General features: G+C 61.7%; 20 protein-coding genes and 1 pseudogene. 3 read left to right on the top strand and 18 right to left on the bottom strand.

Annotated features, from left to right (window positions below; genetic code table 11):
* Positions 1-5 precede the first annotated feature (5 nt).
* Entirely contained in the window at positions 6-1,652 is a 1,647-nt protein-coding gene (locus DXY29_RS12435; protein ID WP_244279395.1) for an alpha/beta fold hydrolase, read from the top strand.
* On the opposite strand, the gene DXY29_RS12430 is transcribed toward DXY29_RS12435, so the two are convergent.
* The 13 genes from DXY29_RS12430 to DXY29_RS12370 all read right to left on the bottom strand — a co-directional run bounded on the left by DXY29_RS12430 (position 1,646) and on the right by DXY29_RS12370 (position 12,727).
* The gene (locus tag DXY29_RS12430; protein WP_115025325.1) at positions 1,646-2,665 is read right to left on the bottom strand and encodes an ABC transporter permease; all 1,020 of its coding nucleotides are present in this window, start codon (positions 2,663-2,665) and stop codon (positions 1,646-1,648) included. The two genes, DXY29_RS12435 and DXY29_RS12430, sit on opposite strands and share 7 nt — an antisense overlap.
* Positions 2,665-4,197 carry an ABC transporter substrate-binding protein gene (locus tag DXY29_RS12425; protein WP_115025324.1) on the bottom strand — a complete coding sequence of 511 codons (1,533 nt, stop codon included), beginning with the start codon at positions 4,195-4,197 and terminating at the stop codon, positions 2,665-2,667. Before DXY29_RS12425 ends, DXY29_RS12430 begins: the two co-directional genes overlap by 1 nt.
* 116 nt (positions 4,198-4,313) lie before the next feature.
* The gene (locus DXY29_RS12420) at positions 4,314-4,487 is read right to left on the bottom strand and encodes a hypothetical protein (protein ID WP_370520009.1); all 174 of its coding nucleotides are present in this window, start codon (positions 4,485-4,487) and stop codon (positions 4,314-4,316) included.
* Positions 4,488-4,651: 164 nt separating this feature from the next.
* Complete coding sequence (locus DXY29_RS12415; protein ID WP_115025323.1) at positions 4,652-5,959, bottom strand: homoserine dehydrogenase; 1,308 nt, start codon at positions 5,957-5,959, stop codon at positions 4,652-4,654.
* 59 nt (positions 5,960-6,018) lie between these two features.
* A complete protein-coding gene (locus DXY29_RS12410) occupies positions 6,019-6,441 on the bottom strand; it encodes a SufE family protein (protein ID WP_115025322.1) in 423 nt (140 codons plus the stop codon).
* Between the two features lie 7 nt (positions 6,442-6,448).
* Positions 6,449-6,868, bottom strand: a complete 420-nt coding sequence (locus tag DXY29_RS12405) for a hypothetical protein (RefSeq protein ID WP_244279394.1) — start codon at positions 6,866-6,868, stop codon at positions 6,449-6,451.
* A 35-nt stretch (positions 6,869-6,903) separates the two neighbouring features.
* On the bottom strand, positions 6,904-7,452 hold the full coding sequence (locus DXY29_RS12400; protein WP_115025321.1) for a 5-formyltetrahydrofolate cyclo-ligase: 549 nt from the start codon (positions 7,450-7,452) through the stop codon (positions 6,904-6,906).
* Positions 7,449-7,913 carry a crossover junction endodeoxyribonuclease RuvC gene (gene ruvC, locus DXY29_RS12395; RefSeq protein ID WP_115025320.1) on the bottom strand — a complete coding sequence of 155 codons (465 nt, stop codon included), beginning with the start codon at positions 7,911-7,913 and terminating at the stop codon, positions 7,449-7,451. Before ruvC ends, DXY29_RS12400 begins: the two co-directional genes overlap by 4 nt.
* Before the next feature lie 18 nt (positions 7,914-7,931).
* Positions 7,932-9,020, bottom strand: a complete 1,089-nt coding sequence (gene bchI / locus DXY29_RS12390) for a magnesium chelatase ATPase subunit I (RefSeq protein WP_115025395.1) — start codon at positions 9,018-9,020, stop codon at positions 7,932-7,934.
* Between the two features lie 20 nt (positions 9,021-9,040).
* A complete protein-coding gene (locus DXY29_RS12385; RefSeq protein ID WP_115025319.1) occupies positions 9,041-10,393 on the bottom strand; it encodes a DUF3370 domain-containing protein in 1,353 nt (450 codons plus the stop codon).
* Positions 10,390-11,538, bottom strand: coding sequence for a serine hydrolase (locus DXY29_RS12380; protein ID WP_115025318.1), 1,149 nt, complete (start codon positions 11,536-11,538; stop codon positions 10,390-10,392). The genes DXY29_RS12385 and DXY29_RS12380 overlap by 4 nt, the downstream gene beginning before the upstream one ends.
* A gap of 28 nt (positions 11,539-11,566) precedes the next feature.
* Positions 11,567-12,313, bottom strand: coding sequence for an RNA methyltransferase (locus tag DXY29_RS12375; protein ID WP_115025317.1), 747 nt, complete (start codon positions 12,311-12,313; stop codon positions 11,567-11,569).
* Positions 12,314-12,322: 9 nt separating this feature from the next.
* The gene (locus tag DXY29_RS12370; protein WP_115025316.1) at positions 12,323-12,727 is read right to left on the bottom strand and encodes a cytochrome c; all 405 of its coding nucleotides are present in this window, start codon (positions 12,725-12,727) and stop codon (positions 12,323-12,325) included.
* Positions 12,728-12,783: 56 nt separating this feature from the next.
* Here DXY29_RS12370 and petG point away from each other — a divergent pair, with 56 nt between their 5' ends.
* Positions 12,784-12,900 (top strand): cytochrome b6-f complex subunit V, encoded by a 117-nt coding sequence (gene petG, locus DXY29_RS13765; protein WP_071823076.1) that lies wholly within the window; start codon positions 12,784-12,786, stop codon positions 12,898-12,900.
* A 16-nt stretch (positions 12,901-12,916) separates the two neighbouring features.
* On the opposite strand, the pseudogene rsmD reads toward petG, so the two are convergent.
* From rsmD to DXY29_RS12340, 5 genes and pseudogenes are all read right to left on the bottom strand, one after another.
* Positions 12,917-13,450: pseudogene (gene rsmD, locus DXY29_RS12360) on the bottom strand (16S rRNA (guanine(966)-N(2))-methyltransferase RsmD); the annotation flags it as partial.
* Positions 13,447-14,088: an imidazole glycerol phosphate synthase subunit HisH gene (hisH, locus tag DXY29_RS12355; protein WP_115025314.1), complete on the bottom strand. Its 642-nt coding sequence runs from the start codon at positions 14,086-14,088 to the stop codon at positions 13,447-13,449. The gene hisH and the pseudogene rsmD, both read right to left, overlap by 4 nt.
* A gap of 26 nt (positions 14,089-14,114) precedes the next feature.
* Positions 14,115-14,438 carry a thioredoxin gene (trxA, locus tag DXY29_RS12350; protein WP_006851354.1) on the bottom strand — a complete coding sequence of 108 codons (324 nt, stop codon included), beginning with the start codon at positions 14,436-14,438 and terminating at the stop codon, positions 14,115-14,117.
* Positions 14,439-14,620: 182 nt separating this feature from the next.
* Positions 14,621-15,784, bottom strand: coding sequence for a GuaB3 family IMP dehydrogenase-related protein (locus DXY29_RS12345; protein WP_115025313.1), 1,164 nt, complete (start codon positions 15,782-15,784; stop codon positions 14,621-14,623).
* Positions 15,785-15,832: 48 nt separating this feature from the next.
* Complete coding sequence (locus DXY29_RS12340; protein WP_115025312.1) at positions 15,833-16,408, bottom strand: CAAD domain-containing protein; 576 nt, start codon at positions 16,406-16,408, stop codon at positions 15,833-15,835.
* Between the two features lie 92 nt (positions 16,409-16,500).
* Here DXY29_RS12340 and gyrA point away from each other — a divergent pair, with 92 nt between their 5' ends.
* Positions 16,501-19,104: a DNA gyrase subunit A gene (gene gyrA, locus DXY29_RS12335; RefSeq protein ID WP_115025311.1), complete on the top strand. Its 2,604-nt coding sequence runs from the start codon at positions 16,501-16,503 to the stop codon at positions 19,102-19,104.

Raw genomic sequence — 19,104 nt, 5'->3', positions numbered from 1 at the left:
AGGTGATGGAAACTGGTTCCACCACCGCAGAGGGTCAGGCGTTGCTGCGCGGACGCTTAACAGGACGATGCATCGCGATGGGCTTGGTGGGCAGTCTGCTGCTCAGCACGGGCGGATCGTGGCCTGTTCGCTCCACAGAACACGTGGAGGTCAAGATCGATGGCGTGGTTTTACCTGTTTCCGTTGAGGAACTCGGTGCCTTTGTGCGGTCACCAGAGGGTGATCCATCGCAGTTCTCCCGATCGGAGCTGTCCACCTGGATGCGTCTTCTCGCTCCCGAAAGCAAAGAAGGGCTGATTCGTCTGCTGAAGGCTCCGGTTCTCTCCCGGCGCAGCCTCGGGCGTCAGATGCTCAGCAGCTGGGGAGCCGGTCCCCTTCTGGATGCGCTGGGGGAATTGATTCGGGTGGAAGACGGAGGGCGTATTAACAGTGCGTTGGTTCTTTCCACGCTCGAACTGCTGCTTGAACAGCAGGAGACCGTTTCGACATTGGATGTGCTGGAGGCTTTGCCAACCCGGCAGCTGCGTCTGGATCTCGATGCGCTCGTGGGTGCCGCCAATCGCTGGAAGCTGGAACTAAAGCGACATCACAGGCTGATGAACTCGCTTGGCCTGGAAGAAGCGCGTTTGCAGCCTCTCCCCCCAGGTGAGCGTTCGCCCTCGCCAGACGGGTCCCGTCCGTCAACGCTGTCCGTCGGCCATCGTCAGCGTCCATTGCAACTGGAAAGCTGGATCCCCCAGTCGCCCCGTGACGATCGGAACTGGGTCTTAATCATGCCCGGCCTTGGCGGGGATCCCAATCACTTCCACTGGCTCGCTCGCTCGCTGATGAAGGCGGGCTGGCCTGTGGTGTTACTTGAACATCCCGGCAGTGATGCCACTGCCGTTCAGGCATTGCTCGAGGGCCGTCAGTCGTTTAATGGCGCTGAGGTGCTCCAGCAGCGGCTGGCTGATCTTGAGGCGGTGCTGGATGCGCAACGACAGGGCGATTTGAACATCCCCGGAGAGGAGGTCGTACTGATAGGGCACTCCCTGGGAGCCCTAACAGGGCTGCTGGCCAGTGGGGCGGCAGTGGTGCCCGGGATGGATCAGCGCTGTGAAGGGGCGTTGGCTGGCTTGCCCCTCACCAACCTCTCGGAATTGCTCCAGTGTGAACTCGCTGCAGGGCGCGTGCTCGAAGGCAATGCGATGCTTCCGCTCCCTCGGGCGGTGGTGGGGCTCAACAGCTTTGGTGGTTTGATCTGGCCCCACCGCTCCAGCCAGGCGTTGTCACTTCCCATGCTCCTGGTCGGCGGCACGCTCGATCTAATTACCCCTGCTTTGGATGAGCAGGTGGCTCTTATGGTCGGACTGTCGCAGCATCCCGCCAGCAGGGTGGTTGTTGTTGAGGGGGCCAGTCACTTCTCGCCGATTCGTGTGGATGGCCAGGAGTCGGCCTCGCAAGGTGACGATCTCTTTCGACTAGGTGAGGAGCTGGTGGGGGTGAATCCCCTCAGCGTGCAACGGGTGATTGCCTTTGAAGTCATCGGCTTCCTCAATTCCCTCAGCGCCGGACCTCCCCGCCAGGATTCCCTCCACCTCAAGGATTCGACGTCAATGACGCGGTGGCATCGCTTGGAGCGTCGGCGGGCTTTGGAACTGATGGGTCAGTAACGCACGCGCGGATCGAGGGCTGCCACCAGCAGGTCAACGGCAACACTCACCAGCACCACCAAGGCGGCGATCACCACCACGATCCCTTGAACGACGGGGTAGTCCCTTTGGTTAATGGCTTCCTGCAGGCGTAGGGCGATGCCAGGCCAGGAAAAGGTGACTTCAATCAGCAGGGCTCCACCGATCAATGAAGCCACGGTGATGCCGGCGATGGTGAGCACGGGTAGCAAGGCATTTGGGAGCCCGTGGCGCAGGATGACCTGACGCTCACTCAGGCCACGGCTGCGCGCCGCTTCCACGTAGTCGCCGCGCAGGGTGCGTCGCAGGTTCAGACGCAATGCTGTTGTGAAGGTTCCGCTGAGAAGCAGTGCCAGGGTTCCTGCGGGCAGGATCAAGTGACGCACGGTGCCCCGGAAGGCTGCCCAGTTGCTCTGCAGCGCGCTGTCAAGAAGGAAAAAGCCGCTTCCATCAGGGGGAAGAAGACTGGGTGGGAATCGCCCGCCCACCGGCAGCCACCCCAAGCTCACGGCGAACACCAATTGCACCAGCATGGCGACCCAAAAGGGCGGCAGTGCATAGGTGCCCAGTCCGTAAAGGCGGCCGCCAAGATCAAGGGTCCCTTCCGGTCTGGCGATGCCGCTGAAGCCAACGCTCAGCCCGACCACAGCGGCCATCACCAGTGCGATGACGCTCAGCTCCAGGCTGGCGGGCAAAGTTTTGCCGATGATCGTCCGCACTGGCTCCTGGTTGATCAGGGCCTGTCCCAGGTCTCCATGGAGTAAACCGTTGAGATAGGTGAGGTACTGATCCAGCAACGACTGATCCAGTCCCAGCCGAGCCCGCATGGCAGCTTTGGCGGCAGCTGGTGCCCGGCTGCCGAGGACCGCATCCACCGGATCCCCAGGGGCGACGCGCAGCAGCAGGAACACCAGGCTGGCGATAAGCCACAACATCAGAGGCGCCAGAGCGAGGCGGGTGGCGCTGTAGCGGGCTAGGTCTCGGGCACGTCCCATTAGTTGTTTGTCGTTCCTTCGAATCGGCGCTCCAGTTCAGCGAGCATCAACTGACCACTGCCATCAAATTTTGGAGGGCTGAGGTTCAGTTGGGCCCAGGCTCGAGGTGAATCCAGCCAGACGGGGATGTAGGCGGCACCGTTGGCTGAGAGATGTTCCACGCGATCCAGGGCGTTCCGACGTGCGTCACCAACAAGCGTGTCGGTTTCTAGAAGAGTGGTCTGCAGACCCGGTGCACTCCAGAAGCTGCCGCTGATCGCCGCTTCACCATCGACACAATGGTCGCCCTTCACCGATGTGCAGCTCAATAGCGGCGTCAGATACGCCTCAGGGTCGGGGTAGCTGCCACGCCAATCCAGCATCACCGCTTTGAAAGCACCCTCCCCCAGTTGGCGGTAGATGGTTGTGGACTCAACGCCATCAAGCTCCAACGCCAGGCAGTCGGGGAGGTCACGTTGCACCTGGGCCTGCCAGGTGAGGGCTAGCAGTTTGTCGGCGGGCACATTGGAGCGGAAGGTGAGCGGAAAGCGCAGGGGGCGGCCGTTGCAGTAGCCAGCAGCCCGGAGCAGTTCGCGGGCCTGGTTGGGGTTGTGTTTCGGCCATGAGGCCAGGGCTCCGCCGGGAAGACTGGGGGGCACGAGCGCCCGAAGCGGACGGCGGAGGCCGTAGCTCACCCGCTCACTGATCTCAGTTCGGTTGAGACTGACGGCCAGGGCACGTCTCAGGTTGGGGTCCCGGAATGGATCCTGATTGCTCAGCAAGGTGATGTAGCCGATCTCCATCGCCGGGCCAACAGACTCGTGCAGGTCTCCTGCGATGGCCTGTTGATGCAGGGTATGGCGTTGGTCTTCGTCGATGGAGGCGGAGAGCAGCAGATCCACCTCACCACTGCGCAGAGCCCCATACAGCGCCGTGGAGTTGCTCAGCGTGATCAGATCCAGCCCGTTGTTGCGTGGTGCCTCCCCCCAGTACTGGGCAAAGGGTTCCAGCCTTTGCTGATGTTCGCTGAAGCGGGTCAGTTTGTAGGGGCCTGTTCCAACAAAGCGATCGTGCAGAAACCGGTCCTGGTGACTGCTGTAGGCCTTCGGTGAAATGGGGGTGAGGTTGATGGACGTCAGTAACCCACGCAGTGAAGTGGATGGGCGACTGAGGCGTAGACGCAAGGTATGAGCGTCCGCTTCCTCCACCGATGCGATGCGATCGCCCACCACGTAGCTGAGGGTTCCAATGTTGAGGAAGCGCCGCAGGCTGAAGGCCATGGCTGCGGCGTTAAACGGCGTTCCATCGTGGAAGCGCACATCGGTGCGCAGTGGAATCGTGACGGTGCGTCCGCCATCACTCAGAACTGGAGCCGATGCCGCCAGGCGTGGCTCCAGGGATCCATCACGCTTGAGGCGGTAAAGCGGATCCCCCAGGGCGCTGATCAGTTGCGTGGCACTGAGGGTGCTGGCCTGAGCTGGATCGAGAGAACTGATTCGTCCTGCTGATGCCACCGTGATGCGGGTGGTCAGGGGTGGTGCTTGACACCCCATCTGAGCGAGGGCCAGAACGAGCCCTATGAGCACCCCACCGCACGTCCGTGTCGTGGGGCGATGGGTGCGCTTCAAAAGGCCTCGGGCATCAACTGGTCGGCCTATTCAACAGCGAGTTAGCCGACCTGGCGAATCCGCTCCATGGAGATTTCGAACACCGGTGAACCCTCGCTTCTTTGAAGAGGCCAGCGGCGGACCCAGCACCGATCGTGATCGCCATCGACGCCGATGACCTGATACGTGTTGTCATCACTGTCCAGGTTGACGCAATCCCCTTGATGCACAGTCATCGGGTTGATCCCCTCCTGCAGAGAGCAGCCTTGACCCGGGACCGAACAGATGAGGTTCTGCATGAACCGTTTTGTGCACAAATCCGCGGATCCGGACCTGGGCTGTGAGAGTTCTTGACATTCTGACGTATGCCCGGACCCATCCGCCAGTTCTGTTGGTCTCCCTAGAGGCAGCCGAGGTGAGCGGCCAGGCCTAAAACCTCAGGGAGGGCCTGGATCGCTTCGAGGGCCTCATCCATTTGGCGTTGACTCACTTCATGGGTGATCACAACGATCTCGGCTCCGGCGTCACTCGCATTGAATTGCACGATCGACTGGATGGAGACTTTGCGTTGGCCGAAGCAGCCGCCGACATTGCCGATGACTCCCGGGGCATCTTTTGTCTTAAAACGCACGTAATGGCGTTGGCGAATCTCGCCTGACTCGACCAGGGCGCAGGGCCGCCAGCTCCCCGCAGCCAGTAGGGGGTCCACCTTGCCGGGGCCGTCGCTGGCCTGGCGAATTCCGGCGATGTTGAGAATGTCCGCAACCACCGCCGAAGCCGTCGGGCCGGCCCCCGCTCCAGGGCCGTAGAACATCACCCGGCCGATCGGATCACCTTCCACAAGGATGGCGTTGTTCACACCGTTGACGCCCGCTAGGGGGTGGTCCTTAGGAACGAGTGTCGGCTGCACGCGCAGAGAGAGCGGCAGCGGATCGCCACTTGCCGCCATGCGCTCAGCCACAGCCAGCAGCTTCACGCCATAGCCGAGCTGGTTGGCGTAATCCACATCCACACCCTGAAGGCCACTGATTCCTTCGGTGGGAACCGCGGCGCGCTCCACACTGCCGCCGAACGCAAGGGTGGCCAGGATCGCGATCTTGTCGGCTGCATCGAGGCCATCCACATCCGCTGCCGGGTCGGCTTCGGCATACCCGAGGTCTTGGGCATCCTTGAGCACCGCGTCGTAGGCGGCTCCCTCCTCAGCCATCCGGGTGAGGATGTAGTTGGTGGTGCCATTGATGATGCCGCTGACGCGGTTGATGCGGTTGCCACCAAGGGACTGCTTCAGCGGCTCAATGATGGGAATCCCCCCACCGACGGCGGCTTCGATCAGCACATACACCCCGGCGGCTGCAGCGGCTTCAGCGATTTCCTGGCCGTGGCGTGCGATCACGGCCTTGTTGGCGGTTACCACGGATTTGCCTGCTGCGATTGCTTGAAGAATCAGGCTGCGGGCTGGTTCCAGGCCACCGATCACCTCCACCACAACGTCCACCGCCGGGTCCTGAATCACCGCCGATGGATCGGTGGTGAGCAGGCTCTCGTCCAGGACCACGGGGCGGGGCCGGCTCAGATCGCGGACGGCAACCCGGATCAGCTCCAGTTCATTGACCAGCGGGTGGCGTTCGCCGGGACTCTGGAGGATTGAAGCCACTCCACCGCCAACCGTGCCCAGCCCCAGCAGACCCACGCCGACCTTTGCTGCCATTCCCTCTGATCCGTGTTGGAACGATTTTGAGCGACTCTATGTATTGGCGTGATTTCGCTTCAGTTCTCCAACTGCCTGGCCTGTTCCTGCATGGCCAGAAGGATGTTGAGGAAGCCATTGGCGCGCGAAGGCGTCAGGCTGGCCTGAAGACCAGTCGCAGCAATAAAGGCCGGGTCCACCGCCTGCACCTTGGCCGGGGTTAGCCCATCCAGACCCTGGATCAACAAGGCCAGAAGCCCCTTGGTGATCAGAGCATCGGAGTCTCCCCGCCAGCGCATCACCCCGTCATCCAGGGCGCCCCGCACAAAAACCTGAGACACACACCCCTTCACTTTGATGTCTTCGGTTTGCTCTTCTGCAGGCATAGGAGCGAGCTTTTTTGCCAGCCAGAGCACGTATTCGTAACGGCGTTTTGGATCAGCAGTGCCGCCCAATCGCTCCACCATCCGGTCGAGGGCATCACTGCCAGTGCTAGTGGCCATGGCGGGCTCAGTCGTTTCGACGTCGCACGTTAACCAGCAGCCCCACCAACACCAGGCTGAAGGGGAACACGACCACCTCGTTCAGATTCACGGCGCCATCTTGAACCGGGAGCTCCAGGTAGTCGCGGTGGCCCGGACCACCGTCCACCTGAAGATCGACGGTGCCGTTGACCACCGTGCTGAGATCGAGGCTGAGGCGTCCGTCTGCATCGGTGCGGCCCAGTTCTTGCCCAGGGGTGCCATCGGCATTGAGCAATCGCACAACGGCACCTTGGGTGGGTTCCCCGTTGGAAAAGTTGCTGCTCAGTTGCAGATCACCATCGAGATAGTGCAGAGCGCTTTCGATCTGATGGGCTTTGGCGGGAGCCAGAACCGTGCCTTGAAGAACCGCGCTGAGTAGGACCAGTGGAGCCAGCAGACGCAGCATGGAAGGACGATCAATGGAGCCCATGATGCGGTGAGTCAGGTCGGCCGACCAGCACCCTGCTCCGTGATCCATCCTGTGAAAGGAAGATCCCAGGGATCGCGGGGCAGCAGTTCGGTCGCCATGCAGGCTGAGGGCAGCACCACCCAGGCTGGTGTGGTGGCCCAGGCGGGATCAGCCCTGAGACGGTCGTAGTAACCACCGCCATAGCCCAGGCGGATTCCATCGCGGTCAATCGCTAGCGCCGGCACCAACAACAGCGCCAATTGATCGGGCCGAAGAGCCTCTCCCTCGGCGGGCGCAGGAATGCCGCAGCCATCCGGCTGAAGAGCTTCTTTGGTCCAGCTCCGATAGATGAGTCCTCCTTCGCCATCGGCGACCGGCAAGGCCAGCGGCGGATGGAGAACATCACGCAACGGACGTAAATCCGCCTCACCCGGTAGGGGCCAGTAGATCCCCACATATCCGTTGCCGCAGATTGAACTGCCGACCAGGTTCACCACCGCTTCCTGGATGGCGCGGGTGGCAACCTCTCCCAATTGGCGCTGCTCTCTGAAGTGATGGCGCAGCATCTGCTTTGCGCTCATCGCTGCAGCCACGCTGTCAGAGCGACCGCCAAGGCATCGGCCGCATCATCCGGCCTTGGTGGTTCATTCAGATTCAACTCCCGCATCACCGCCTCCAGGACTTCGTCTTTCTCGGCATGCCCAAACCCCGCCACGGCGAGTTTGATCTGCATGGGAGGGAATTCCACCATCGGGATCTTGAAGCGAGCCAGCGTCATGACCACGACTCCGCGTGCCTGAACCACGTTGATGGTGTTGCTCGATCGGTAGAAGAAAAACTTCTCCACGGCGGCCAGATCCGGTCGCCAGATCCGGATGAGTTGGCGCAGGTCACCAGCGATTTCAACCATTCGGTCACCATCCGAGCGACCCGGGTCGGTCTGGATGATGCCGCAGTCGAGCATGCGCTGGCATCCGTCGTCGATGTCGATCACCCCATAGCCCACCCGGGCCAGGCCCGGGTCGATGCCGAGGATGCGCATGGGCTGATTGTGGTGGGATCAGGCGGCGAGGGCCAGTTCGAAATCAGCGCGATCGCTGCTCTCACTTCGTTCAAACACCTTGCAGAACACCTTGACCACACGGTCGCCGGAATCCACCTGTTCGAGGGGGTCTTTACGCAGACGGTGCCGCAGGCAGCAGGAGGCGACGCGGGCGACATCTTCTTCACTGACTTCGGTGCGCCCCTCGAAGGCGGCCAGGGCCCGGGCGGCTCGGTTGGTGACGATGTCACCCCGCAGGCCATCCACATCCAGCTCACCGCAGACGGCGGAAATGCGCAGGCGCAGATCGTCGTCGATGGTCACCTGGTCCAGGCGCTGCTGGGCTTCCACCACGCGTTGCTGAAGGGCATTCTGATTTCCCTCCACAGCTGTGCTGAAGCCATCGGGATCACTGTCAAAGGCTGTGCGTTGGTCCACCACCTGAACCCGCAGCTCTGGATCGCGCACGGTGCGCACCTCAACGCTCATCCCGAAGCGATCGAGCAGTTGGGGACGTAGCTCGCCTTCCTCCGGGTTGCCGGAGCCGATCAAGACAAAACGAGCGGGGTGGCGCACGGACACCCCTTCCCGTTCCACGGTGTTCCAGCCGGAGGCGGCTGAATCGAGCAGCACGTCGACAAGGTGATCGTCGAGCAGGTTCACCTCATCCACGTAGAGGAGGCCACGGTTGGCCTTGGCCAGCAAACCAGGCTCAAAGGCGCGAACACCTTCGCTCAGGGCTTTTTCGATATCGATGGTGCCGCAAAGACGGTCTTCCGTCGCACCCAGGGGGAGGTCCACCATTGGCACCTGCCGCGGCTCGGTGCTGAGGGTTTCCCCCTGTTGCATTCGCTCGCGCACCTCACTGCTCTGGAGGTCGGGATCGGTGGACGAACTGTTGTAGGGGTCACCAGCCACCACCTCGATGTCGGGCAGTAGATCCGCTAGAGCTCGGATCGTGGTGGATTTACCGGTCCCGCGGTCCCCCATGATCATGACGCCACCGATGCGTGGGTCGATCACGTTGAGAAGCAGGGCCAGCTTCATCTCCTCCTGACCGATCACTGCAGTGAAGGGGAAGACCCTGCGCTTCCGGGGTGCAGTCACGAGCAAATCTGTTGGCGTGCTCAGGATTGTTTCACAGGCTGCACGGTGAGGACCTGCGGCGGTGTGGCATCAGCGGGATAGATCAAGCGAACGCGCACTTGCTTGCCTTCCCCTGGTTTGAGCATCACCTGTCCCAGGGACGATCCCTGCTGACCCTGGCGCAACACAAGATGCTGCGTCTGGCGTCCCTGGGGAACACCCTTTGGATCCTCTAGACCCGTGGTCTGGATTGGCCCCCGGAACATGACCGGTCCGTTGAGGTCATCGCGGAAGCGCAGGAAGGAGGTTTGGCTGTTGCCTTTGAGGGGTGAATCCAGAGACAGTTGCAGCTTCACAGGGGCTGAACCTGTGTTCTTCAGGGGCAGGGTGAGGTCGTATTCCACCCCGTAGTTCCCATGGGCGGCCCAGGCTGTTCCGGGATAAAACCTCTCGAGCTCAGCGGTTTGAACCTGGTTAGTGGCGAGGGTTCCGCGTTCCAAACTGCTGATCGGCCATGAAATGGGTGCCTTAGGTGCGGCCAGAACAGTGCTCCCTGGGTCGGTTAGGCGAGCCCGCCAGCTGCTGCCGATCTGAACACCGCTCACCCGTGAATAGATGATCTTGCCTTTGCTGCCCCGTGGGGTTGGTTGATGCTCCTTGCTGCTCAAGCGTCGGCTTTTCAGCAGCTGAAGCCAGTGCTGATCGTTTGGAGCCTGTCCATCGTTCCCATGGGCAGCCAGGGTGGCTATCGCCACGGGGGCGGAGCTGTGGAACCGCAGTTGCAGGTTGCGACCATTCAGCAGTGGGTCGAGACCTGCCACTGGAATGGGCAACAGCATCAGCCGAGTGGGTGAGCCTGGAGGAAGGGTCCAGCGACGGCTGGAGAGTTCCGGTGCGCTTCGACTTGCCAACAGATCTCCGGCGACGCGGCTGCCAGGTCCAGCGGCCACAACCTCGGTGGTCTCCTGCATCAGGCTCGGCAAAGGCAGGAAGGGAGCTTGGGTTTGGCCCGGTTCCGTCGCTTGAGATAGTGAGGTGCTTCCCGAGAGCAGCTGCAGGGTCACCGGAGCGTCTCCCAGGGGAGCCGCTAGAACCGCCAGCCACAGAGTCGACGTTGGACTGCCTTCCGCATCACCGGCATAGACGTGGTGGCTGAACAGGTCAAAGCGGCCGTTCAGCACAACGGGAACGGACGCTGCATCCCTATCTGGAAATGTTGAAATCAGGATGCCGTCGTTCTGAATGAGTTCGGGGTTGTTGTCGTTCACCATCAACACGTTGTCGAGGGCTCCCGGTAAGGGGCGAACGCTCTGCTGACGCTCAATCACCTCTGCAGAGACGGGCATCGCCGCAACACTCACCCAAGCTGCGGACAACAGAGCGGCGAGCTTCATGGTTTTGGAGGGGCAGGGTTGGGTTTCAGATGCGGTGCCATGGCGGCGGAGAGCTGACGAATCAGTTCCGTGGATCTGGGGTCGTTGAAGGGGCCTTTCACCAGAAATCCCGCCACAGCGCGTCTGCCGTCCGGCAGTTCGATCAGACCGGCATCGGCGTAGGCAAGTCCGATGTCACCGGTTTTGTTGTAGACGCGGTAACCCTTGCGGGCCAGGCTGTCGTCGGGTGCACCCTGAGCACCACCCAGGCCGCGCATCAAGCCCGTGGGTAGAAGGGTGTTGGTGACTGACGTCCCCATCACCTCGCGAAATAGATCCCGGCTTCGGGGACCCAGAACCTCGCCGCTATCCACCAAAGCGATGGCACGGCTTAGATCCCGTGCACTTGTGGTGTTGGTTCCATCGAGATCCGGCAGCCAGTTGTTCACAACGGTTGCTGGGAGGTCCAGCTCCTGAAAGCGGGCATTGATCTGCTCCATTCCCCCTGCCCTGGCAATCATCAGATTGGTGGCGGAGTTGTCGCTGACCCGGATCATTTCTGTGGCGACCTCATAGGTGGGGAAGCGACTGCCCAGCGGCCGGGAGGCCATCCATCCGGCGCCTCCACCCACCAGCTCTTGGGTCAGCGTGAGGGGCTCGTTCCACTGAAGCGTTCCTTGGTCCAGCAGTTCCAGCACTGCCAGAAGGATCGGTGTCTTGATCGAACTGGCGGCTGGCATGGGTCGCTCCGCCTGCATGGCTGCAAAGCGACCGTCGTCCAGGATGAGCATATAGGCGCTGGCCTGCAGATCGGTCTGTTGGCTGGCCAGTTCCACCCAGCGCTGGGATAAGGCCTTGATTTCCTGCTTTGGGGCAAATCGTGCCTGCTTAAGGACGTTCGCTGCTGCCGGCGCAAGCTTCTCGTCTTTCGAGGCCTCCCCAATGGTTTGGGGCTCAACGGCTTCACCGAGCAGCGTTGTGATCACCGGTTGATCGGCCAGCCAGCTGGGCAGTGAAATCTCCTGCTGCTGCACGCGCGGTGCCAGGAGCCGGAGGCCCGTGCCTGTGAGCAGTCCCAGGCCGACTCCCATCAACACAAGACGCAGGATGAGCCGAGCCGGCCCTCCCCAGCCTGCGGAGCGACGTGAAGAACGACTGTTGGTCAACCTTTCAGCCGTGACTATGCGGCAGAGATTAGGGGCGCTTGGTGCGGATGGCCCAGCGCAGTTGGCGCACCATGCCCCGCAGGAGAGCCACTTCCTCGGCGCGCACCGTCGCGCGTTGCAGCAGATCCTGCACTTTGGCCATGCGCGCTGAGGCGGTGTGCTCCAACAGAAAACCCGCCTCCAGCAGGAGGTCTGTTGCATCGTCCAGCAACGCTGACAGCGCTTTTGCGGCTGCCGGGTCAGGAGATGGAGGGGCGATGCTGCGAGCTTCTGTCTCCGCACTATTGAGACGGGTTAACTCATGCAGAACCACAGCCACGGCATGGGACAGATTCAGGGAGGGATAGGCCTCACCGCTCTGTAAACACAGAACTTTCTGGCAGAGCCTCAGCTCACTGTTGCTAAGGCCGCGGTCCTCTCTCCCGAACACGAGGGCCACGGGCGCCTTTGCGCTGGATGCGCTGCCATCGCTGGCCAACAGCCATCCAAGGGCTTGTTCGGGATCTTGTAGAGGAATCTCGCCATGGTCCAGACGTCCGCAACTGCCCACGGTGCGTCGGCAGTCGTTGATGGCTGTGAGTAGGTCAGGAAACACCGCTGCGGCGTCAAGCAGCGATTGCCCGTGAACCGCCATTTGCACGGCCTGCTCGCAGAGATGGTCACAGCGGGGGGCCACGAGCCGCAGTTCGCTCACACCGAAATTGGCGCAGAGCCTGGCCACGCTTCCAATGTTCAGAGGGCCGGCAGGCTCGACCAGCACAACGACGGCATTCAAGGCACCGGCTCAGCTGAGTGTGTGCAGGTAGGCCAGTAGGTCGGCCATTGATTGCGGCTCCATCTCAAAACTCGGCATGGGTGGTGTTTCGCCGCTGATGATCTGGTGAACCAAGGCTGGGTCCTTCACGTTGTTGCTGACGCCCTGCAGAGAAGGTCCGACCAGTCCTTGGCCGGCCAGACCGTGACAGCCCGCGCAGTTGATGCGGAACAGCTGGCCGCCGTGGTCAACGGCACCTTGCAGTTCAAGGCTGGCCTTGATGTAGGGATCTCGCTGGGCACTCCCAAGAACCCAGAGCAGTAGTACGACGCAAGCGGTCGCGGCCGAGACCACAAGAGCGGCGATCAGGCCGCGCCCTCGATCGGCCGAATCAGCTGATGCTGATTCGGCCGCAATTCGTGACGGCTGGACCACAGACCTTGAGTTCCAATGAGAGAATTCTGCTCAATTCTGATTGCTGACGCGACACCATGATCGAACCTCTGCTGTGCGGCATCGTTCTTGGTTTGATTCCCGTCACCCTGATGGGTCTGTTTGTGGCGGCTTGGAACCAGTACCGCCGCGGTGGCAGTGCTCTGGGGGGCTGAGCAGCAGCACTCCGCTGATGCCGTAGCGGCGCTGATCAAGAACCGACCAGCCTGAGCCCGGTACGGGATTCAGGTTGGATCTGTGTTCGCAAACTACGAGAGAGTCCTGGTGAAGCCAATTCCCTTGGGCGAGCGCATCAAGGCCCGGTTCATAGAGGCCTTGGTCGTAGGGAGGGTCGAAGTAGACGATATCGAAGGGGTCTTTGCTCCATCCTCTGCGCAGCCATCCGATCAGTTCTCGACGTTCTGTGCGCACTTCGGGCGTCGGTGAACAACCAGCTGCAACCGTGCTGAGGTTGGCGCGAGTGATACGGATGCACTGCGGGTCTTGGTCGACGGCCACCACGCAGCGTGCACCCCGTTGCAGCGCCTCGCAGCCCATCACCCCACTGCCGCTGCATAGATCCAGCCAGCGGCAATCTTGCAAGCGCGGCGCGAGGATGTTCATCACCGCCTCACGGACACGGGAGGTGGTGGGTCTTGTGGCGCGTCCTCCAGGGCTTTGCAGACGTCGACCGCCGCTGAGCCGAAGTTGCCCGCCACCGCTCATCGGATGGGCTCGGCCCCGCGCTGCAGCCAGGTCAACCAGCGTCGCAGCATTTGTTCTCCGGCATCAGACGACTTCTCCGGATGGAACTGACAGGCTCCCAACCGGCCTTTCCAGACAACAGCAGTGACCTCCTGATCGCCGAAGGCGGCCGTGGCTTTCAAGTCATTCCGATCGGTGGGAACTGCGGCGTAGCTATGGACGAAATACACCCATTCAGAGGGGATTTCGCTGTTGAGCAGTGGGCAATTGCCGTGATGCCTTAACGGGGCCCAGCCCATGTGGGGGATCCGTTCGCCGCTGCCACGGGGGAGACGTTTCACCTTTCCGGCCAGGAGACCGAGGCCGGGATCGCTTCCTTCGTCGCTGTGTTCGAACAGCAGCTGCAGGCCGAGACAGATCCCAAGCAAGGGGCGATTGTCATGACCCCAGCGCAGCAAGTGGGGCACTAGCCCTGTGGCCCTGAGGTTGGCCATGGCGGGATCAAAAGCCCCTACCCCAGGAAGGATCAGAGCATCAATGCCATCGAGCTGGTCAGCGTCTTTGATCAGCCTGCAGCTTTCACCAAGACGCTCTAGGCACTTCTCCACTGAGTGGAGGTTGCCCATGCCGTAATCGATCAACCCGAGGTTCAGACTCAACCGATCTCTCCGATCTGGAGACAGATTCAGAGGTATTTGGAGATGGTGCCCGACAGGGTTGCCTTGGGAACAGCGCCCACAACCGTGTCGACCTTCTGACCGCCCTTAAACACCATCAAGGTTGGAATGCTGCGGATTCCGTACTGGCTGGCAACGTTGGGATTTTCGTCAGTGTTGAGCTTGAAGACTTTGATCTGTCCGTCAAATTCTTTGGCGATCTCCTCGACGATCGGAGCCACCATCCGGCAGGGTCCGCACCAGGGCGCCCAGAAGTCCACAAGAACCGGCACGTCGCTCTGGAGTACGTCTTGCTCGAAGGAAGCATCGGTAACGGCAGCGGCGCTAGACATATGAGCAGGAAGAATTAGGGAGAATTTAGCAACCGTTTCGAGCGAAAACACAGCCCTTCCCTGTCAAGAAGGGAACTTGTGACAGTCGCTCTCCATCAAGAGTGAAAGCCCGATCGCGCCGGGCTGGGGGGTGTGAGGAGTGTGTGGGCCTAAGCCCGCACACGCTTCAGCCTAGCTCTGCTCTATTTGCCCATCCCGAGGTGCTGGGCCTTTTGGTAAACCTTCCCTTCCGTCAGCAATGAAGGCGCAACGACCACCTCGACCTGCTGCATCTCTTTGATGGTCCGGGCACCAAGGGTTCCCATGGATGTTTTGAGACACCCCAACAAGTTGTGGGTTCCGTCGTCCAACTTGGCAGGGCCGCGGAGAATGCGTTCGATGCTTCCTGTGCTCCCAACATTGATGCGGGTGCCGCGAGGCAGCACCGGGCTTGGCGTTGCCATGCCCCAGTGGAAGCCCCGGCCGGGGGCTTCGTCCGCGCGGGCAATGGGCGATCCAATCATCACCGCGTCAGCCCCGCAGGCGATGCATTTGCAGATGTCACCACCGGTCACGATGCCACCGTCAGCAACGATCGGTACATAGCGACCACTCTCCTTTTCGTAGTCGGCCCTGGCGGCCGCGCAGTCTGAAACCGCTGTTGCCTGTGGAATTCCGACACCGAGAACGCCGCGGGAGGTGCAGGCGGCACCCGGTCCGATTCCCACCATCACGCCCGCCGCACCAGCACGCATCAGTTGCAGGGCTACGTCATAGGTGACGCAGTTGCCGATCACCACGGGGACGCCCATGTCGCGACAGAGGGCTTTGAGATCAAGGGTCTCCTGGCCTTCAGGACCGATGTGATCCGTCGAAACCACGGTGGCCTGCACAAAGAACAGATCGGCTCCTGCTTCGGCGATGGCCTTGCCGAAACGCAGAGCAGCTACCGGGGTTCCGCTCACGGCGGCAATGCCTCCTTGGGCCTTGATGTCTTGGATGCGTTTGCGGATCAGGACTTCTTGAACCGGTTGGCTGTAGATCTCCTGCATCAGTGGGACGAATTCGTCCTTCCCGACGGCTGCGATGCGATCCAGAACCTGGTTGGGGTCTTCATATCGGGTTTGCACCCCCTCCAGATTGAGAACGCCAAGGGAGCCGAGCTGGGACAGACGGACGGCCATGTCCACATCCACCACGCCGTCCATGGCGCTGGCGATGATGGGGATCTCCCGCTCGATGCCCCCGAGTTTCCAACGGGTGTTTGTGACCTCGGGGTCAACCGTGCGACCCCCAGGCACCAGAGCGATTTCATCGATTCCGTAGGCCCGGCGAACGGTCTTTGAGCGTCCGAGCTGAATGTCCACCGCGCGACTTAATGAAGTCTGATCAAGCTACCAATCGGGATGATCGCTTCAGCTCGAGCGGCCCGTGATACGGCTCCAGGTTGACCGGGTGGCCGTGATGAATTTGTCCCGGTCGCTGTTCCTGATCAAGTTGCGAAGAGCAAAATTCATCAACCAGATCAGGCCGGCGAGCTCAAGAAGGCCTGGAGCCAGAGGAAGGCTGTCAATGGTGTTGAGCACACCGGAGTACACCTTCGCCACCAGGGCGAAGGCAATCAACCCTCCAATCACCCGCAGCGGCAACTGGGCTTTGGTCCAGAGCTGAGCAAGATCGTTCTGCTCCACCCAGGCTTTGGCCTTGCCCACCAGCAGCTCCCATTCACCTCCGTCTTGATCTGAGCCGTCCTGATCTGAAGCGTCCTGCGCAGGGATGGAGACGGTGGACGCGATCACAGGGTCCGGCGTAGGCGCGGGGGTTGGTGCCGGTGCTGGCGTGGGCTTAGGTGTTGGTGCTGGCGTAGGCGCGGGGGTTGGTGCCGGTGTTGGTGCTGGCTCCGGACTACTAACGGGGGTAGCAGCAGGAGTTGGCGTGGGGTCGCTGCCTGGGGTTTCGGCTTCAGGGCGAGGCTCGTCGACAGGACCCATCACGTCAGTGCAAAGCGGTTGGGATTTTATCCGGAGTTTTCCTGTTGCTTCCACTGTCCGAGATAGACTGTTAAAGGACGTCTGATGCACGTATGACGGATTCTGTGGGGCCTGTCGGCGGCGGTCCTGGCGGTTCCGACGATCGGATTATTCAGACGGACCTACGCAACGAGATGTCGCGCTCCTATTTGGAGTACGCGATGAGTGTGATCGTTGGCCGGGCTCTGCCCGATGCCCGCGATGGTCTCAAGCCCGTGCATCGACGGATTCTTTACGCGATGTATGAGCTGGGCCTCACCAGCGACAGGCCCTACCGCAAATGCGCCCGTGTGGTGGGCGAAGTGCTCGGCAAATATCACCCCCATGGCGACACCGCCGTGTACGACGCCCTGGTGCGCATGGCCCAGGACTTCTCCATGTCGATGCCCCTGATTGATGGGCACGGCAATTTCGGCTCGGTGGACAACGATCCACCGGCGGCCATGCGATACACCGAATCGCGGTTGCGGGCGCTGACCACCGACAGCCTCCTGGAGGACATCGAGGCGGAGACGGTTGATTTCGCCGATAACTTCGACGGCTCCCAGCAGGAGCCGACCGTGCTTCCTGCTCGCATCCCGCAGCTGCTGCTGAATGGTTCAGCGGGCATCGCCGTGGGCATGGCGACCAATATTCCGCCTCACAACCTCAATGAGCTGATTGATGGCTTACTCGCGTTGATCGCGAACCCGGAGATCACCGATCAGGAGTTAATCCAACTGATCCCTGGCCCGGATTTCCCTACCGGTGGTCAAATCCTGGGGCGTGAAGGCATCCGCGAGACATACCTGGGCGGCCGCGGCTCGGTGACCATGCGCGGAGTGGCCAATATTGAAACGCTCGAGGTGCCGGGACGCCCCGATCGCGATGCCGTGATCATCACGGAGTTGCCGTATCAGACCAACAAAGCGGCGCTGATCGAGCGCATCGCAGAGCTGGTCAACGACAAAAAGCTCGAGGGCATCTCCGACATCCGCGACGAAAGCGACCGCGATGGCATGCGGATCGTTGTGGAGCTGCGCCGTGACGCCTACCCGCAGGTGGTGCTGAACAACCTGTTCAAGCTCACCCCGCTGCAGAGCAACTTCAGCGCTTACATGTTGGCGCTGGTGAATGGCGAGCCAATCCTGCTCACCCTGCGCAAGATGCTCGAGGTGTTCCTCGACTTCCGGGTCGAGACGATCGAGCGCCGCACCCGCTACTTGCTGCGCAAGGCCGAAGAGCGCGACCACATCCTGCTGGGCCTGCTGCTGGCGCTCGATCAGCTGGACCCGATCATTGCCTTGATCCGGGCCGCTCCCGATACGGCAACTGCACGCCAACAGCTGCAGGAACGCCATGGCCTCTCCGACATCCAGGCCGACGCCATCCTGCAGATGCAGCTGCGTCGTCTGACGGCTCTGGAGGCCGACAAGATCCGTCTTGAACACGAGGATCTGGTCACCAAGATCGCCGACTACAAGGACATCCTTGGCCGGCGTGAGCGGGTGTTCGGCATCATCCAGGACGAGCTCGGTCAGCTGCAGGAGCGCTACCCCATCCCTCGTCGCACGGAGATCCTTGACCTCGGCGGTGGGCTCTCCGACATCGATCTGATCGCCAATGAGCGTTCGGTGGTGCTGCTCACTGAGACCGGTTACCTCAAGCGGATGCCGGTGAGCGAATTTGAGGCCACCAGCCGCGGCACCCGCGGCAAGGCCGGAACCCGCAGCCAGGGTGAGGATGCGGTGAAGCTGTTCATCAGCTGCAACGACCACGACACCTTGGTGCTGTTCAGCGACCGCGGTGTGTCGTACGCGCTTCCCGCCTACCGCGTGCCCCAGTGCAGCCGCACGGCAAAGGGCACCCCGGTGGTGCAGCTGTTGCCGATTCCCCGGGAAGAGGCGATCACCACGTTGATTCCGGTTTCGGAGTTCAGCGACGACACCGATCTGCTGATGCTTACGCGAGGTGGCTTCATCAAACGCACCCGCCTTTCGGCCTTCAGCAGCATCCGCTCCAATGGTCTGATCGCCATCAACCTGGAGGAAGGCGATGCCCTCACCTGGGTGCGCCTGGCGGTGCCCGGCGACAGCGTCTTGATCGGCTCCAAAGCCGGGATGACCATCCACTTCCGCCTCAGTGATGAGGAGTTGCGGCCCCTGGGCCGTACGGCCCGCGGCGTGCGGTCGATGAACCTTCGCGATGGCGATGCCCTGGTGAGCATGGATGTGCTTCCGGTGGAACTCGCCGATCAGGTGGCCGCCAGCGCAGAGGAAGAAGAGGATGCCGCCACCGAGGGGCCCTGGGTGCTCGTGGCATCGGCTTCGGGTCTGGGCAAGCGGGTGCCGGTGACGCAATTCCGCTTGCAGAAGCGGGCCGGCATGGGCCTGCGGGCGATGAAGTTCCGCACCGAGGCCGATCAGCTAGTGGGCCTGAGCGTGCTCGGTGCCGGTGAGGAATTGCTCCTCGTCAGCGAGAAGGGGGTGATCGTGCGCACCAGCGCCGATGCCATTCCCCAGCAGTCGCGGGCTGCCACGGGTGTTCGTCTGCAGAAGCTGGACAAAGGTGACCGGCTGCTCAAGGTGGTGCTGGTGCCGCCAGAAGCGGAAGACGAATCTGCTGACGACGACACCACTGCATCGGAAGACACCGGATCAGACGCGCAGGACAGCTGA

This window comes from Synechococcus sp. UW69 (genome assembly GCF_900474185.1).
GTDB lineage: Bacteria > Cyanobacteriota > Cyanobacteriia > PCC-6307 > Cyanobiaceae > Parasynechococcus.
Note: the sequence above shows the minus strand (reverse complement) of the source record. Positions and strands in the feature narration are given on the sequence as shown.